16 protein-coding genes are annotated in these 16857 nt (G+C 66.5%); 9 read left to right on the forward strand and 7 right to left on the reverse strand.

Annotation, left to right across the window (positions count from 1 at the left end; translation table 11 throughout):
• Positions 1-68: 68 nt before the first annotated feature.
• Positions 69-1466, forward strand: coding sequence for a trypsin-like peptidase domain-containing protein (locus V6V88_RS19305; protein WP_338616000.1), 1398 nt, complete (start codon positions 69-71; stop codon positions 1464-1466).
• A gap of 116 nt (positions 1467-1582) precedes the next feature.
• The gene (locus V6V88_RS19310; protein ID WP_223576360.1) at positions 1583-2134 is read left to right on the forward strand and encodes a DUF3455 domain-containing protein; all 552 of its coding nucleotides are present in this window, start codon (positions 1583-1585) and stop codon (positions 2132-2134) included.
• A gap of 40 nt (positions 2135-2174) precedes the next feature.
• Here the strand turns inward: V6V88_RS19310 and V6V88_RS19315 are convergent, their stop codons facing one another.
• The 7 genes from V6V88_RS19315 to V6V88_RS19345 all read right to left on the reverse strand — a co-directional run bounded on the left by V6V88_RS19315 (position 2175) and on the right by V6V88_RS19345 (position 8336).
• Positions 2175-3113 (reverse strand): hypothetical protein, encoded by a 939-nt coding sequence (locus V6V88_RS19315; RefSeq protein WP_338616002.1) that lies wholly within the window; start codon positions 3111-3113, stop codon positions 2175-2177.
• A gap of 312 nt (positions 3114-3425) precedes the next feature.
• Positions 3426-4532, reverse strand: a complete 1107-nt coding sequence (locus V6V88_RS19320) for a porin (protein ID WP_223576361.1) — start codon at positions 4530-4532, stop codon at positions 3426-3428.
• A gap of 303 nt (positions 4533-4835) precedes the next feature.
• Complete coding sequence (locus V6V88_RS19325) at positions 4836-5552, reverse strand: glutamine amidotransferase (protein ID WP_223576362.1); 717 nt, start codon at positions 5550-5552, stop codon at positions 4836-4838.
• A gap of 42 nt (positions 5553-5594) precedes the next feature.
• Complete coding sequence (locus V6V88_RS19330) at positions 5595-5864, reverse strand: hypothetical protein (protein WP_223576363.1); 270 nt, start codon at positions 5862-5864, stop codon at positions 5595-5597.
• A 120-nt stretch (positions 5865-5984) separates the two neighbouring features.
• Entirely contained in the window at positions 5985-6947 is a 963-nt protein-coding gene (locus V6V88_RS19335; protein ID WP_062842176.1) for a tripartite tricarboxylate transporter substrate binding protein, read from the reverse strand.
• Between the two features lie 29 nt (positions 6948-6976).
• Positions 6977-7618 carry an RraA family protein gene (locus V6V88_RS19340; RefSeq protein WP_338616004.1) on the reverse strand — a complete coding sequence of 214 codons (642 nt, stop codon included), beginning with the start codon at positions 7616-7618 and terminating at the stop codon, positions 6977-6979.
• Between the two features lie 4 nt (positions 7619-7622).
• The gene (locus V6V88_RS19345; RefSeq protein WP_223576364.1) at positions 7623-8336 is read right to left on the reverse strand and encodes a PIG-L deacetylase family protein; all 714 of its coding nucleotides are present in this window, start codon (positions 8334-8336) and stop codon (positions 7623-7625) included.
• Between the two features lie 100 nt (positions 8337-8436).
• Between V6V88_RS19345 and V6V88_RS19350 the strand changes: the two genes are divergently transcribed.
• The 7 genes from V6V88_RS19350 (at position 8437) to hutU (ending at position 16806) form a co-directional block, all read left to right on the forward strand.
• Positions 8437-9153 carry an IclR family transcriptional regulator gene (locus V6V88_RS19350; RefSeq protein ID WP_142054127.1) on the forward strand — a complete coding sequence of 239 codons (717 nt, stop codon included), beginning with the start codon at positions 8437-8439 and terminating at the stop codon, positions 9151-9153.
• A 165-nt stretch (positions 9154-9318) separates the two neighbouring features.
• The gene (locus V6V88_RS19355) at positions 9319-9792 is read left to right on the forward strand and encodes a (2Fe-2S)-binding protein (protein WP_056323189.1); all 474 of its coding nucleotides are present in this window, start codon (positions 9319-9321) and stop codon (positions 9790-9792) included.
• A complete protein-coding gene (locus V6V88_RS19360; protein ID WP_223576365.1) occupies positions 9789-12080 on the forward strand; it encodes a molybdopterin cofactor-binding domain-containing protein in 2292 nt (763 codons plus the stop codon). Before V6V88_RS19355 ends, V6V88_RS19360 begins: the two co-directional genes overlap by 4 nt.
• Entirely contained in the window at positions 12080-13045 is a 966-nt protein-coding gene (locus tag V6V88_RS19365) for an XdhC family protein (RefSeq protein WP_253858524.1), read from the forward strand. Before V6V88_RS19360 ends, V6V88_RS19365 begins: the two co-directional genes overlap by 1 nt.
• Positions 13046-13194: 149 nt before the next feature.
• A complete protein-coding gene (locus V6V88_RS19370) occupies positions 13195-14100 on the forward strand; it encodes a LysR family transcriptional regulator (protein WP_253858454.1) in 906 nt (301 codons plus the stop codon).
• A gap of 106 nt (positions 14101-14206) precedes the next feature.
• Positions 14207-14929, forward strand: a complete 723-nt coding sequence (hutC, locus tag V6V88_RS19375; RefSeq protein ID WP_338619657.1) for a histidine utilization repressor — start codon at positions 14207-14209, stop codon at positions 14927-14929.
• 194 nt (positions 14930-15123) lie between these two features.
• Positions 15124-16806 carry a urocanate hydratase gene (gene hutU, locus V6V88_RS19380; protein WP_142054121.1) on the forward strand — a complete coding sequence of 561 codons (1683 nt, stop codon included), beginning with the start codon at positions 15124-15126 and terminating at the stop codon, positions 16804-16806.
• Positions 16807-16857 lie beyond the last annotated feature (51 nt).

Here is a 16857-nt window from a genome sequence, read left to right on the forward strand (position 1 = left end):
CGCGCGCGTCGTCACACGCGTGCAGCGGGGACGGTGAATACTGCCGCCTCGTTGCCGGAAGGATCGATATGCCCCGCCTGGCCTTGCCGCCTCTTGAACCCCGCTGCGTCGCGCGTAGTGCATCGCGCCGCGCGCGACGCTTACCCGCATTCCTTGCCACGGCCTGCTGCGCCCTGCTGCTGGCCGCGCCGCTACCGCCTGCGCGCGCCGCGCTTCCGCTGGCCGTGGACGGTCAGCCCTTGCCTTCGCTGGCCCCCATGCTCGAGCGCGTCACGCCCGCAGTCGTGAACATCTCGGCGCAATCGGACGGACAAGCGGCTAACCCGGTGCGCGCGCCCGGCGGCATGCGCCAGAACGTCGGATCGGGCGTCATCGTGGACGCCAGCCAGGGCAACGTGCTGACCAATCACCACGTAATTCGCGGCGCCGCCACCATCCGCGTGTCGTTGCAGGACGGCCGCAGTTTCAACGCCACCGTCGTGGGCAGCGATCCGGACACCGATCTGGCGGTGCTGCGCATCCCCGCGCAAGACCTGCAAGCGCTGGCGTTGTCCGATTCCAGCGATTTGCGCGTGGGCGACTTCGTGGTCGCCATCGGCGATCCCTACGGCCTGGGCCAATCCGCATCGTCGGGCATCGTGTCCGCGCTGGACCGGTCCAGCCTGCGCGCCGCCGGCTACCAGAACTTCATCCAGACCGACGCCTCCATCAATCCGGGCAACTCGGGCGGCGCGCTGGTCAATCTGAACGGGGAACTGGTGGGCATCAACACGATGATCTACACGCCGTCGGGCGGCAACGTGGGCATCGGCTTTGCCATTCCGTCCAACCTGGCGGGCGAGGTCATGCGGCAGTTGCTGCAGCACGGGCAGGTGCAACGCGGGGGGCTGGGTCTGGACACGCTGGACATCACGCCACGCAATGCGCGCCAGCTTGGCCTGGCGCCAGGATCGACGGGCGTGGCCGTTGCCCGCGTGGCGGATGGTTCTCCCGCACAGAAGGCCGGCATCCAGGCCCGCGATCAGATCCTGTCGATCGACGGCAAGGCCATCGGTTCCAGCGCGCAGTTGCGCAACGCCGAAGGCCTGCTGCCGGTGGGCCGCCAGGTGCGCCTGGGGCTGTTGCGCGCGGGCGCAAAGCGGGACGTCGTGCTGCGCATCGAACCGGAACAGAACGAGCGCCTGCATGGCGGCTCCCTGGACGCGCGCTTCAACGGCGTCGAATTCACCGAAGTGGGACGCGCGCAGCGCGTGCAGGGCAATGACGGCGCGGCGGTCAGCGCCACCTATCCGGACCGGGGCCCGGTGGCTGCGCGCCTGCAGCGCGGCGACATCGTCATCGGCGTGAACCAGCGACCCGTCAGCAAGCTGGCGGACCTGCGCGACCTCTTGAGCGGCGCGGGCGCGCAGCCGCTGGTGTTGACGCTGCTGCGCGGCAAAGCCGCCTACACGCTGCAAATCAATTGAGACCAGCGCCGGCGGGGAATCGTGGCAGAATGGCCCGATTCCGGCCCCGCCGGACCTTGGGCCAAGCGCGCCCGCAACTGCCACCGCGGGCGCCCTGCCCGCCCGAAGGAGCATGGATGAACCGCATTCCGACTCACCCTCGCCCGGCGTTGGCCGGACTGTTCCTGGCAGCCAGTCTGGCCGCCTCCGCCGCGGCGGCCCAGGACAACGTGCCGCAGATCATGCAGGTGCCGGCAGACAATAGCGTTGCATGGCGCGCGCCGGCTGAAGGCGTCATCACCTACGAATGCCGGATGATCCAGACCGACGGCTCGCGCTATGCCTGGGTCGTCGCGGGCGCCAGCGCCACGCTGGGCGCAGGCCAGGCGGGATCATCGGAGCCGCGCGGCACGTACAAGAGTCCGCCTGAAAGCTGGCGGGCCGCCGACGGCTCGACATTGACGGGGATGGAAACCGTACGCGCATATGCCGGACCGGACCGGCTGTACGACCAGCTCGTGCTGGCCAATCCTTCGGCAGGCGTGGGCGTGCTGACCGGCGTCACGTACATTCAGCGGCTGGTTCGCGCAGGCGGCGGCGTGCCGCAAACGCCCTGCTCGCCGGCCAACAAAGGCCAGAAAACGCAGGTGGCATACCAGGCCGATTACGTGTTCTGGAAGCCGAACTGATTCCCGCCGGCATGACGGGCGCTCTGGCCTGTCGCGCCCATTACGGCGTTACCGACATGCCCTTTTTCAGTTCTTCGACCAGCCCGGGATGCCGGGCTTTTTCTTGCGCCAACGTATAGACCGAAAAGGTCACGACCTTTTTGCCCGACGCCGCGAACAGCGCCGTCAGTTCTGCGGGACGGCCGGACAGCCTGCTGGTTGCATCAAGTTGAAAGACGCCGATGCTGCCGACCTTGAACGCGCCGTCGCCCGTCTTCTTGAACGTGGGCACCGCGGCCTGCTGCTGCGATTGGAAGCCCGCGGCCATCGCCCCCAGCGTGAATGCGTCGTCATCGCCAACGGCCTGTTCAACCGGCACATCGATCACGATGATGGCCTGCATGGTCGCGCGGTTCAGGTAGATCTTGCCCGAGACCTCGGGCGTGGCCGGATCGGACGGAAACTCGGTTTCGGCGAAACCCGCGGGGATGGCGACGCGGAGCTTGCCGTCCAGGACCTGCAGCGGCGGTGGAGGTGGCGGCGGCGCCACCGCGGCGTCCACGGGTGCGCCATTCGGATCCTGCGCGGCGGGGTCGCCGGACGCTTTGGCGTCGGCGGGCTTGGCATCGGCGGGCTTCGCTTCTGCTGGCTTCGCTTCTGCGGGCTTCGTTCCAGCCGGCTTGGCTTCGGCCGGCTTGGTTTGCGCGGGCTTGGCTTCGGCCGGCTTGGTTTGCGCGGGCTTCGCTTCGGGCGGCTTGACCTCGGCCGGCTTAGCGTCTGCTGGCTTAGCGTCTGCTGGCTTAGCGTCTGCTGGTTTGGCTTCTGCTGGCTTAGCGTCTGCAGGCTTGGCTTCGGCAGGCTTCGATTCGGCAGGCTTCGCTTCAGCCGGCTTGGCGCCAGCCGGCGAGGCATCCGGGGTCTGCGCAGGCGCGGCCGTTGCGGTCAGGGCCAGCGCCAACGCCAAAGTCATTTCCGCGAGCCGAGCGTTGTGCGTTTGCATAGCTATCCGATGTTTAGGCTGAGCTTCCAATACTACAACGCCGGCGCGGCCCTTTTGGGCCGCGGACGCGCAATGAGGGATTGTGGGAAGGCGTGGCCGGTGGTCAGCCAGAAATGGCAAAGCCCGCGCCAGAATGCGCGGGCCTTCGGTTTGCCATGATCGAAGTTCGGGTGAGCGGACTGAGAGTGGAGCTAGGGAGGTGGCCGCTTTTTTCGCGTCTGTGGCCGGGTAAGACGCCCAATCCGCTCAGTGCAACCGCGGTGCAGGGCGCAAGCGGCGCGCGCCAGGCGCGCCGCTCATCACGTCTGCCGCTTAGAAGCGATGACGGATACCAACCATGCCGACCGTGCTCTTGACGCCGTCGATGAACGCGAAGTCCGTGGCGTAGGAACCCAGCGCGTACACGTTCGTACGCTTGGACAGGTTGTACGTGTAGCCGATGCTGTACACGTTCATGGCCGAATCGCCACCGGTCAGCAGATCGCTGTCCGGATCGGCACGTTGCCACGAAGCCAGGATCGAGCTGGCGCCGAGCGGCACGGTCAGGCCGACCATGTACGAGTTGGCCTTGAAGTTTTCGACGCCAACGTTCGAACGGAAGCCATCGGCGATGGTTTCGGTGCTGCCGAAGGCGTTGATGCTCTGGCCGGTGAACCAGCCGTCACGCGTCTGGCCGAAGGCGGCCGCCAGCTTCACGACTTCGAAGTCGTACGAGGCGCCGACGTTCCACGACTTGGGCGTGGCATCGTTGCCAAGCTGGTTGGCGGGGTTCAGCTGGTCGTACGTCAGAGCGACGTTCAGGGGGCCATTCACGTAGCGCACACCGGCCGTGATGGCGCGGGTGTTGTTGGCGGTGCGAAAGCCCGTCTGCGCCGCGGTCGTGTCAGCGACGTTGAACGAGTAGCCAATGCCAGCCTGGAAGCCGCCGAACGACGGGGTCGCGTACTGGACCATGTTGTCGTAACGGACGGTGTTGGCGGCGCTGAACGCGTTGCCGATGTTGGCCTGGCCGTAGCTGGCGCCGAACGGATCGATCGCGCCCAGGTACTTGGAGGCGATGTTGGTCTGACGACCGAATTCCAACAGGCCCCAGGACGAGCTCTTCAGGCCGATGGTGGCTTGGCGGCCGAACAGGCGGCTGCTCTGGCCCGATTGGCCGTTGGCTGAATTGAAGCCGCTTTCAAGCGTGAACACGGCGGACAGGCCGTCGCCCAGATCTTCCGAACCGCGCAGGCCCCAACGCGAACCGCTGGAAACGCCATTGCTCATGCCGACCTTGGATTCGTGGAAGCCATCGCCCTTGATCCGCTGATAACCCACGCCCGTGTCGATCAGGCCATACAGCGTCACCGATGTTTCCGCCTGCGCCATGCCGGACAGCGCGGCGAAGATGGCGGTGGCGAACAGAGTCTTTTTCATTACAGATTCCCATTGATGTGAACAGACATGCGCAGGTAGCCAGACCCGCGTTGCGGGCGGCACAGTGATGCACACGGCGCATGGCAGGAACGAATTCTAGGGACGCAATATGTCAGTTCTGGGGACGCAAGGGAGGTGGCGCAAAGAAGCGCAAATCAATCGCCTTTTTGTGGCGCGAGATCGACAGCGGCGCACGCGCGCGCCACACCGGCAGGCGTGTCACGCGCGTGTGATATGAAGGCAGGAAGGCGCAATTTGAAGCCGCAATTTGAAGCCGAAATGCCAAGCGGCTACCCGATTCGGCTAGGCGAATCGCCGCGCAAAGGTGCGCAGCAGTTGGCGCGCATCGTGCGTGGGTCCCAGCCCGGCGACCATCGCCGCCACATCGTAGCCCTCTGCCTCGAAGACCGGCGCCCGGCGCGCCAGGCAGGCCGACATCAATGTGGGCGAGAACTCGGGGTGGAACTGGACGGACCATGCGTTCGGTCCATAGCGCAGGACCTGGTGCGGATCGTGCCGCGACCGCGCCAGCACCTCGGCGCCCGGCGGCGGCGTCAGCACGCTCTGCTCATGCGTGAGATTGGCAAGAAAGCGCGGCGGCAGCGCGCCAAACAACGCATCGCCGGCGACGTCCGCGCAAAAGTCGATGGCATGTTGGCCGATCTCGCGGCCTTGGGGATGGAAATCGACCACGCCGCCCAGCGCGTGCGCCATCAACTGATGGCCGTAGCAGATGCCCAGCAGCGGCAGCTGCGCGCGATGCGCGCCGCGCAACCATTCGGCAGTGCGTTCGCTCCAGGGTTCGCGATCCGTCACCATGGACCAGGATCCGGTCAGCACGGCCCCGGCCAGCTCGTCCCACGCGGGCAGCGCCTCATCATCGTGGGGTTTGCAAACGCGCACCGGCAGGTCGGGGTCGGCCAGCGCGGCCAGCATCCAGTCGGACTGTTCGCCTTGCGCCTGCCGCAGGTCTTCGGGCGGGCGGCCCATCTGGATGATGGCGAGCGGTTTTCGGGTCATCGACGACGGTTCTACGGCGTTGGGCAAGACATTAACGGTGGACTATTTATCGAACAGGCGGCGCAGGCGCTGGGACTCGGCCAGGTTCAGGCGCTTGGCCTCGTCTTCCGCGTATGCCCGCTCGCCGACATCGTAAGAGCCTTCGTGCAGGCACTGCTTGCGTTTGGACTTGCACTCGTTGCTGGCCCGAGCGGGCGTGGTAGTGGTCGCGCTGGCCTTTTCCTCTGGTGTCGGCTTGGTGGACGAGCAACCGGCCACCAGCGCGACGAAGAACAAGGCCGCGCCGCAGCGGCTGATCGTACGAATCGACATTTTCCCGGCCCTACAGAAATGCTGTAGGCGCTTTTATAGCAAAGCCTGGCCGGAAAAGACGTGTTAAGTCGTAGCAAAAGCGGGTAAGGCGGCCGCCCTCCCCGCTTTGCCACGCGATGCCTACTCGATTTCGATGCCGGCTTCGTCAATCAGCGCCGTCCACTGCGCGGTGTCGCGCCGCACCGTGTCGGCAAGCTGCTGCGGCGTGCTGGAGACGAACTCCACGCCCTGCGACTCGAACTTCTGATTCAGCTCGGGATTCTTCAGTGTGTCGACCACCGCCGCGTTCAGCTTGGCCAGCACCTCGGGCGGCGTGCCCGCCTTGGCAAAGAGCGCGTACCAGGTGGTGTACGACACGCCCGGCAAGGTCTGGGAAATCAGGGGCAGCTTCGCGGTATCCGCGCCCTTGCTCGGCGCGCTCATCGCCAGCGCCTTCACGGCCCCCTTGTCGATCATGGGCTTGAGCGACGGCATGCTGCTGAACAGCGCCTGAACCTGACCCGACGCCAGGTCGGTCAGCACCTGCGAGGTACCCCGGTAAGGCACGTGCACCACATCCACCTTGGCCTTGCTCTTGAAAAGCTCCATGCCCAGATGCGCCACGCCCCCCACGCCTGCCGACCCGAAATTGACCTTGCCGGGATGGGCGCGCGCGTAATCGACGAGTTCCGGCACCGAATTCACCGGCAACTGCGCGTTCACCACCAGGACGTGCGGGCTTTCGGTCAAGAGACTGATGGGCGCCAGCACTTCCAGCACCTTCTTGCCCTGCATGGCCTTGGACGGCACCGTCATGTTGCCCGAGGCAGGCATGAGCAGCGTATAGCCGTCCGCTTCGGCCCCCAGCACCTGGTTCAACGCCGGCACGCCGTGACCGCCGCCCGCATTCACAACCACCACGGGCTGCCCCAGCTTTTCGCCAAACAGCTTGGCGAATTCGCGTCCGACCATGTCCGCGGGGCCGCCTGCCGCAAACGGCACGATCATGCGTATCGGCCTTTCGGGATAGTCGGCGTGGGCCGCGGCAAAGGGCGCAAGGCCCGCCATCAGGGCGATCGCGCCCAGCGTGTGCTTGAAGTTCATTGTCTTCCTCCTGTTGTATTGAATAGCTGTTACTCGGACGCAGGCAGCGACGTCCCAACGTCCAGCGTGGCCTTGGCCAGCGCGTCGTCAAGCCACACGGGCCGCAGTTCGCCGCGCGCGATGGCGGCCATGCGGCGGGCTTCGGCGCCGGCCTTGGTCAAGGCTGCCGCAACCATCGCGTCCATTTCCGCCGGGGCGACCACGACCAATCCGTCGTCATCGCCCAGGATCCAGTCGCCCGGATCGACGCGCACACCGCCGCACTGGATCTGGCGGTTCACAGTGCCGCCGCCGGCCTTGGCGGGCCCCGCTGGCGAAATCGCAGCGGCGAACACGGGCAGCAGGCCGTGGCGCAGCTCTGCCGCGTCGCGCACCGCACCGTCGATCACCACGCCGGCGATGCCGCTTGCAGCGGCCTGCGCGCACATGATTCCGCCCATCACCGCGCGTTCGGTGTAGCCCTGCGCATCCATCACCAGCACATCGCCAGGTTGCGCAAGCGCGAGCGCTGCATGGATCGCCAGGTTGTCGCCCGCCGGGACCGACACCGTCACCGCGCGGCCGCGCACGGTCCATCCCGCACGCAGGGGTTTGATCGCCGCGCGCAGATAGCGAGCGCCGACGTCCGCCAGCAATGTGCTGGTCAAGCCGGATTCGTGGATGTCGCGCATGGGGTCACTCCATCAAGGCCGAAACCACGGCCGGGAAAATGCTTTGATAAGCCTCGCCATAGCGCGTGCCCGCCGTTTTGCCCCGGCGCCCGGCCTGCGCGCCGCGTTGCAGCGCGACACGCTCGTAGTACGCCCACAGGTTGCTTTGCGTCGGCATGGCCTGCATGGCCTGCCACTTGCGTTCCCACACCTCCGTGATGTCCAGCAGCACATTGGGCTTGAAGCCGCACAACTCGGTCTGATGCGGCTCAAAGCACAACACTTGCGGCGGCACCACGAAGTCGGCCCCATGCCCCGGCGCCATTGCCTGCATGCGGGCGCGCAGCGTCATTTCGAACGTGCGGCAGTGATCGAGGTTGGAAGGATCGTGCTCGGGGTGGGTGAGCACCACCGACGGCTTGGTACGGCGCAGCGTCTCGGAGATGCGGCGCACGGCGTCCGGCGAGTCGGGCAGCGGATAGTCGCCCAGGTCGTGAAAATCCAGGCTGCTCACGCCCAGGATCTGGGCGGCGGCTTGCGCCTCGGCGTGACGCTGGGCCTTGACCGCCTCGCGCTGCGTATCGCCTTTCCACGCCGCGTTGGACTCTCCGTTTTCGCCATAGCTCAGGCAGACCAGATGCACCTGCACGCCACGCTGCGCATGCAGGGCCATCGCGCCGCCACAACGCCAGACAAAATCGCCCACATGGGCAGTTACCACCACCATCGAATTTGCCATCCCGGCCTCCCGAATCAACAGACTGGGTGCATTTTAAATTTACGAAACGACGTTGTATTACGTACAATCAGCAAGTAAAACAGCTCCTCTTGGAGAATTCATGAGCAATGATGGCGTCGTGGCCGTTGAACGCGCGCTCAGCGTGCTGGACTGCTTTCGCCCCGGGGCGGAGCACCTGTCGCTGGCCGATTTCGCGGCCCGCCTTCCCTTGCACAAGACGACGATCTTTCGCCTGCTCAATTCGCTGGCGCGCTGCGGCTATGTGGTGCGCGAGCCCGACGGCCGCTATGGGCTGGGCCCGCGCGTGCTGTTCCTGGCGCGGGTCTATGAGCGCGGCTTCGACCTGGAGGCCGTCGTCATGCCAGTGCTGGAGCGGCTGTCGGCAGACACCGGTGAAAGCGCGGCGTATTACGTCGAAGGCGGAGAACCGGGCCAGCGCCTGTGCCTTTTCCGGCACCAGCCGCACGAAGGCCTGCACAGCCAGGTCATTGCCGGCAGCGTGATGCCCCCCGACAAATCCTCCACGGGCCAGGTCTTTGCGATCTGGGCGCAAGGCGAACGGCGCGATCAGGTCCGCCTGCCGATCTTCTCGTGCGGCGCGCGCGATCCGTATACGTCGTCCTGGTCTGTTCCGGTCATCGGCCAGGAAGACCGCTTCGTCGGCGCGCTGACTATTGCCGGCCCCTCGGCACGGCTCAAGACCGTCGATGCCAACGCGTTCGAGGCCATGATCCTGGAACGCGCCGACGACCTGTCGCGCCGGTTGGGCGCTTCATCCGACATGCGCGCCGTGCTTTACCGGCCGGACGCGTCGTAGCGCAACCAGGGGCCGGTTTCCGCGCAGGCATAACCGGTCCTTAACAGGCCTATTAGTAGGGCTAATGAATAAAACCGGGATTTTTTCGGCAAAATTCCGGACTCAAGAAGTTATCCCCCCACCCGAGGCAAGACGACTGCGCCGTGCCTCTCAGGAACTGCCCCCATGACGCAACTGCAAATCAACGGTCAGACCCAGGACGTCAACGTCCCGGACGACATGCCGATCCTATGGGTTCTGCGAGACGAGCTGGGCATGACCGGCACCAAGTTCGGTTGCGGCATGGCGCTGTGCGGCGCCTGTACGGTGCATATCGACGGCACGCCCGTGCGCGCCTGCCTTACCCCCGTCTCGGTGGCTTCCGGCCGCCAGCTGTCGACCATTGAAGGCATGGATGCCGATCCGGTCGGCCGGGCGGTGCAGACGGCCTGGGTCGACAACAACGTCGCGCAGTGCGGCTACTGCCAGGCGGGCCAGATCATGACGGCGGTGAGCCTGCTGAAGGCCAACCCCACTCCCACCGAACAGGAGATCGCGGACGCCATGAGCGGCAACATCTGCCGCTGCGGCACTTACCCGCGCATCCTGGCCGCCATTCAACAGGCCGCCAGCCGCCTCGCCCAAGGAGGCAAGCAATGACCGACGCCGCTCAACTTTCGCGCCGCGCTTTCCTGCAGGGCAGCCTGGGCGTCTTGACGCTTGCCGTCACGGCCAAGGGATGGGTCACGACCGCGGTGGCCGCCGAGCCGACCGCCAAGGCGTATGGCGCCGACAGCATGCCTGGTGGCACCGTGGACGATCCGCTGGTCTTTGTCAGCATCGCCGCCGACGGCACGGTCACCATCGTGGCGCACCGCGCGGAAATGGGCACGGGCGTGCGCACCAGCCTGCCGATGGTGGTGGCCGACGAGATGGAAGCCCGCTGGGAACGCGTGAAGGTCGTGCAGGCGCCCGGCGACGAAGCGCGCTACGGCAATCAGAACGTGGACGGCTCGCGCAGCATGCGGCACTTCCTGATGCCGATGCGACGCGTGGGCGCCGCGGCCCGGCAGATGCTGGAAGCCGCCGCCGCCGCACGCTGGGCCGTGCCCGTCGCCGAGGTCAAGGCAGAACAGCATGAAGTGCTGCATGCGCCCACCGGCCGTCGTCTGTCCTATGGCGACCTGGCGGCGGACGCGGCCAAGCAGCCCGTGCCGGCCGGCAACGCGCTCAAGCTCAAGGACCGGTCCGCATTCCGGTACATCGGCAAGGATCACGTTCGCCTCGTGGACCTCGAAGCCATCGGCAAAGGGCAAGCCACCTACGGCATGGACATGCGCCTGCCCGGCATGGTCTATGCCGTCGTCGCGCGGCCTCCCGTCGTCGGCGGCCGGCTGCGGCGTTTCGACAGCGCCAAGGCGCTGGCCGTGCCCGGCGTGCTGAAGGTCGTCGAGATTCCCCCCATGCAGGGCGCCCCCGCATTCCAGCCGCTGGGCGGCGTGGCCGTCGTGGCGCGCAACACCTGGGCCGCCCGCCAGGGACGCGACGCCCTGGAGATCGAATGGGACGATGGTCCGAACGGCAGCTATGACTCGGCCGCCTACCGGCAAACGCTGCAGGCGGCGGCCCGCGCGCCGGCCAAGACGATGCGCAACCAGGGCGACGCCGCCAATGCCTGGGCCAAGGCGCCCGAAGCCGAGCGCGTGGCTGCGGAATACTACTTGCCCCATCTGGCGCACGCATCGATGGAACCGCCGGTCGCCACCGTGCAGATCAAGGGCAACAGCGCCGAGGTCTGGACGTCCGTGCAGAATCCGGCCGCCGCCAAAAGCGCGGTCGCCGCGCGCCTGAAGCTGGAACCGGCCAACGTCAAGGTCAACGTGCTGCTGCTGGGCGGCGGCTTCGGGCGCAAGTCCAAGCCTGATTTCGTGGACGAAGCCGCCATCGTGGCTCGCGCCATGCCCGACGGCACGCCGGTCAAGCTGGTCTGGACGCGGGAGGACGATATCCATCACGACTATCTGCACACCGTGTCGGTCGAGCGACTGGAAGCCGTCATGGACGCGCAGGGGCAAGTCCAGTCCTGGCTGCACCGCAGCGCCGCCCCCACCATCGCCTCGCTGTTCGCGCAAGGCGCCAAGGGACAGCAGATGTTCGAATCGGCCATGTCGGCGATCAACATGCCCTACCGCATTCCGAACGTGCGCGTGGAGACCGCCGAAGTCGACGCCCACGCCCGCATCGGCTGGTTCCGGTCTGTCGCCAACATTCCCCATGCCTTCGCGGCCCAGTGCTTCATCGACGAACTGGCCCACCGCGCGGGCAAGGATCCGCAGGCCTTCGCGCTGGACCTCATCGGCCCGGCCCGCCAGATCGACCCCGCCACGATGGCCGACACGTGGAACTACACCGAGTCGCCTGAACGCTACCCCTACGACACCGGCCGCCTGCGCGGCGTAATCGAGGCCGCGTGCAAGGGCGCAGGCTGGGGCCGCACCTTGCCCAAGGGCCACGGCCTGGGTTTGGCCTTTTGCTACAGCTTCATGAGCTACACGGCCACGGTCGTCGAAGTGGCGGTGGATGACAACGGCGAGGTCCGCGTCGTCGCCGTGGACATGGCCATGGATTGCGGCCCGCAGATCAATCCCGAACGCATCCGCGCGCAAATGGAAGGCGGCGCCATCATGGGCCTTGGCTTGGCTCTGACCAGCGAGATCACCTTCGAAAAAGGCCGCGTGAAGCAAAGCAACTTCCATGACTACGAAGTCCTGCGCCATAACGCCTCGCCGCGCGTGATCCGCACGCATCTGGTCAATGACGATCACGCGTTGCCGCCGGGCGGCGTGGGCGAGCCGCCGGTGCCGCCCGTGGCCCCCGCCCTGTGCAACGCCATCTTCGCCGCGACCGGCAAGCGGATCCGCAGCCTGCCGGTGCGCAAGGTGGCATGATGGAAAGTGTTGATGTGCGCGTGCTGCGCGCGGCGCGCGATTGGCAGGTGGACGGTCATCGCCTGATGCTGGCCACCGTCGTCAAGACGTGGGGGTCGTCGCCGCGGCCCGTCGGCTCGATGATGGTGCTGCGCGAGGACGGCCGCTGCATCGGATCGGTCTCCGGCGGCTGCATCGAGGACGACCTGATCCACCGCTACACGCGGGCCTACGGCGACGGGGCCATTCCGCAGTCGGTGCCCGAGCTCGTTCGCTATGGCGTCACGGCCGACGAGGCGCACCGCTTCGGGCTGCCTTGCGGCGGCACGCTTGAGCTGCTGCTTGAATTCGAACCCGACGGCGCGGCGCTTGACGCATTGGTCCGCCGGCTTGAGGCGGGCCACCTCGTGCAGCGGACCGTGGATTGCGCGTCCGGGGCCGTGACGCTTGGCGACGCATCGGCGCCCGAGGCCCTGCATTTCGATGGCGTCACGCTGTCCAGCACGCTTGGACCCCAATACCGGCTGCTCCTCATCGGCGCCGGATCGCTGGCCGAATACGTCGCCACCATGGCGCTGTTCAATGACTTCGCGGTGACCGTGTGCGACCCACGGATCGAACACCTGGGCACGTGGTCCGTGGACGGCGTGGCCTTCACCACCGAAATGCCCGACGACGCCGTGCGCGCGCTCGCCCCCGATACCCGAACCTGCATCGTGGCGCTCAGCCATGACCCCAAGCTTGACGACATGGCCCTGCTGGAAGCGCTGCACAGCCCAGCCTTCTATGTGGGCGCCATCGGCTCACGCCGCAACGCCGCCAGCCGCCGCGAGCGGTTCATGGAACACTTCGATGAAACGGAAGCGTCGCTGCAACGGCTGCACTCGCCGGTCGGACTGCACATCGGCAGCAAGACGCCCGCCGAGATCGCGGTGAGCGTCATGGCGCACATCCTGGCGGTCAAGAATGGGGTCACGGCCCGGTAAGAACCGGCGCCGCTCGCAGGCGCCGCCCGCCGCCAGTCCGGATTCGCGCTTGTCTTTGCCCGAATCCCCGCAAACGGCCGAGCCGAAAGCTAGCTGATCAATCCTCAAAAGCTTTATAAGATCAGCGAATCAATTTCTCTATTCGTCCCATGGCCCGTCGCAACCTCAATGACCTCCTTTACTTCGTGACGGTCGCGCGCGAAGGCAGTTTCACCCGCGCGGCGTCGCTGCTGGGCGTGACGCAATCGGCGCTCAGCCAGTCCGTCAGCGGCCTGGAGACGCGCCTGCAGATCCGTCTGCTCAGGCGCACCACGCGCAGCGTTTCACCCACGGCAGCGGGCGAGCGGCTGCTCAACGCCATCGGCAACCGCTTCGACGAGATCGAGGCAGAGCTGGACGAGCTGACCGAACTGCGCGACAAGCCGGCGGGAACCGTGCGCATCACCTGTGGCGACTACGTGCTGCACAGTGTCCTGCTGCCCAAGCTGACGCCGCTGATGCGCGAGTACCCGGACATCAAGCTGGAGTTCGACGTGAACTACGGATTCCGAGACATCGTGGCGGACCGGTTCGATGCCGGTGTGCGCATGGGCAAGACCATCGATAAGGACATGATCGCCGTGCCCATCGGTCCGCCAATGCGCCTGGCCGTAGTGGGGTCGCCCGGCTACTTCGAATCGCGGCCCGTCCCGAAGGTGCCCCAGGATCTGATGCAGCACGCCTGCATCAATCAGCGCATGCAAAGTTCGGGCGGCCTGTATGTATGGGACTTCGAACGACGAGGCCGCCAGGTGAACGTCCGCGTGGACGGCCCGCTGATCTTCAACACCACCCAGCCCCAGATCGACGCGGCGCTGGCGGGACTTGGCCTGTCGCTGTTGCCGGAGGACGAATTGATGCCCTATCTGGAATCCGGCCAGCTGGTCCGGGTGCTGGAGGACTGGTGCCCCAGCTTCGAGGGATACCATCTTTACTACCCCAGCCGGCGGCAACCGTCGCCGGCGTTTTCGCTGGTGGTTGCCGCGCTGCGGGTCAGCAGGCCGGCGCGAGGCTGAGGCCAGGCCCCCGCGCGCGATGTGTACCTGTCTATACTAGAGCCCGCATTTTCACCGCTCACACGTTGCATACCCAGGAATCCTCGTGGCTGCTTCCCCTCCCCGATTGCCTGTTCCAGCCAATGCCCCGCCCGCTCCGCTGTACGTGCAGGTCAAGCAAATGATTGCGCAGCAGATCCGCAGCGGCGCCTGGCCCGCGCATTACCGCGTGCCGTCGGAAGCCGAACTGGTCGAGGAACTGGGATTCAGCCGCATGACGATCAACCGCGCACTGCGCGAATTGACATCGGAAGGCCTGCTTGTGCGGATGCAAGGCGTCGGCACCTTTGTCGCGCAGCCCAAGGCGCGCTCGGCCCTGTTTGCCGTGAACAACATCGCCGACGAGATCGCGGCGCGGAACCACCGGCACCACAGCCGCGTGGTGCGGCTGGCTGAAGAGCCGGCCGGCGCCGAACAAGCCCAGGCGCTGGAAATCCGCGCGGGGCAGCCGGTCTTTCATTCGGTCATCGTCCACTACGAGGACGACGTGCCGATCCAGCTGGAAGACCGCTACGTCAACGTCCGCCTTGCGCCCGACTACCTGAAGCAGGACTTCACGCAAAGCACGCCCTATGAATACCTGACCCGCGTGGCGCCGCTGAGCGCGGGCGAACACGTGGTTGAGGCGATCCTGGCCAAGCCGCGCGAGTGCCAATTGCTGCAGATCGAACGCGATGAGCCATGCCTGCTCATCAGCCGGCGCACCTGGTCCGGCGACCGCGCGGTGACGCTGGCCCGCCTGATCCACCCCGGCTCGCGCCACCGCCTGGAAGGCAAGTTCACGACGTGACGTCCGCGCCATTGCGGCGCCCCCTGCTTCTTTCGCCAATGCCGAATCCCCACGGGTTTCGGCATTTTTCATTGGGGTAATCCCTGATTCGAAAACAAGTCATCTACTCTTGTCTATACAACCATAGGCATCATAAGATTCGATGACCTTGGCGCTGGATCACCGCGCGCCTCGACCCGATCCAGGAGACACACTTGAAGCCTTCGACCCGATTCCGCGACGCCCTCATTCGCGCACCGCGTGGCAGCCAACTCACGGCCAAGAGCTGGCTGACCGAAGCGCCCTTGCGCATGCTCATGAACAACCTCGACCCCGACGTGGCCGAGAACCCGAACGAGCTCGTCGTCTACGGCGGCATCGGCCGCGCAGCCCGCGACTGGGATTGCTACGACAAGATCGTTGAATCCCTCACGGTCCTGAACGACGACGAAACGCTGCTGGTGCAATCGGGCAAGCCGGTCGGCGTGTTCAAGACGCACACCAACGCGCCCCGCGTGCTGATCGCCAATTCGAACCTCGTCCCGCATTGGGCCACGTGGGAACACTTCAACGAACTGGACGCCAAGGGTCTGGCCATGTACGGCCAGATGACCGCCGGCAGCTGGATCTACATCGGCAGCCAGGGCATCGTGCAGGGCACGTACGAAACCTTCGTCGAAGCGGGCCGCCAGCACTACGGCGGCAACCTCGCCGGGCGCTGGGTCCTGACCGCCGGCCTGGGCGGCATGGGCGGCGCGCAGCCCCTGGCGGCCACGCTGGCCGGCGCGTGCTCGCTCAACATCGAATGCCAGCAAAGCCGCATCGATTTCCGCCTGCGCACGCGCTATGTGGACGAACAGGCCGCCAACCTGGACGACGCCCTGGCCCGCATCGCCAAACACACACAAGCAGGCCGCGCGGTGTCCGTCGCGCTCTGCGGCAACGCCGCCGAGATCCTGCCCGAGCTCGTGCGCCGGGGCGTCAGGCCCGACATGGTCACCGATCAGACCAGCGCGCACGACCCCTTGAACGGCTACCTGCCCGCCGGCTGGACCTGGCAGGAATACCGGGACCGCGCGCAGCGCGAGCCGGCGGCGGTCATCAAGGCCGCCAAGCAGTCGATGGCCGTGCACGTGCAGGCCATGCTGGCATTCCAGCGGCAGGGCATCCCCACCTTCGACTACGGCAACAACATCCGGCAGATGGCCAAGGAAGAAGGCGTTGCCGACGCGTTCGACTTCCCCGGCTTTGTCCCGGCCTACATCCGGCCGCTGTTCTGCCGGGGCGTGGGGCCGTTCCGCTGGGCCGCGCTGTCCGGCGACCCCCAGGACATCTACAAAACCGACGCCAAGGTCAAGGAACTGATTCCCGACGACGCCCACCTGCACCGCTGGCTCAGCATGGCGCGCGAGCGCATCAGCTTCCAGGGGCTGCCCGCGCGTATCTGCTGGGTGGGCCTGGGCGCACGCGCCAAGCTGGGCCTGGCATTCAACGAGATGGTCCGGTCGGGCGAGCTGTCGGCGCCCATCGTCATTGGCCGGGACCACCTGGATTCCGGCTCCGTCGCCAGCCCCAACCGCGAAACCGAGTCCATGCGCGACGGCTCGGACGCCGTGTCCGACTGGCCGCTGCTCAACGCCCTGCTCAATACCGCCAGCGGCGCGACCTGGGTCTCGCTGCATCACGGCGGCGGCGTCGGCATGGGCTTCTCGCAGCATTCCGGCATGGTCATCGTGTGCGACGGCACCGACGCGGCCGCCGAGCGCATCGCCCGGGTGCTGACCAACGATCCGGCCACGGGCGTGATGCGGCACGCCGACGCCGGATACCAGATCGCCATCGATTGCGCCCGCGAGCAGGGCTTGAACCTGCCCATGGTGACCGGCAAGCGCGACTGACCGCACAACAACGATCGCAAGCAGCCGGGCAACCGGCGTGGGAGAAGAGGA

Source organism: Achromobacter sp. E1 (assembly GCF_037039475.1).
Taxonomy (GTDB): Bacteria; Pseudomonadota; Gammaproteobacteria; order Burkholderiales; family Burkholderiaceae_B; genus Achromobacter; species Achromobacter mucicolens.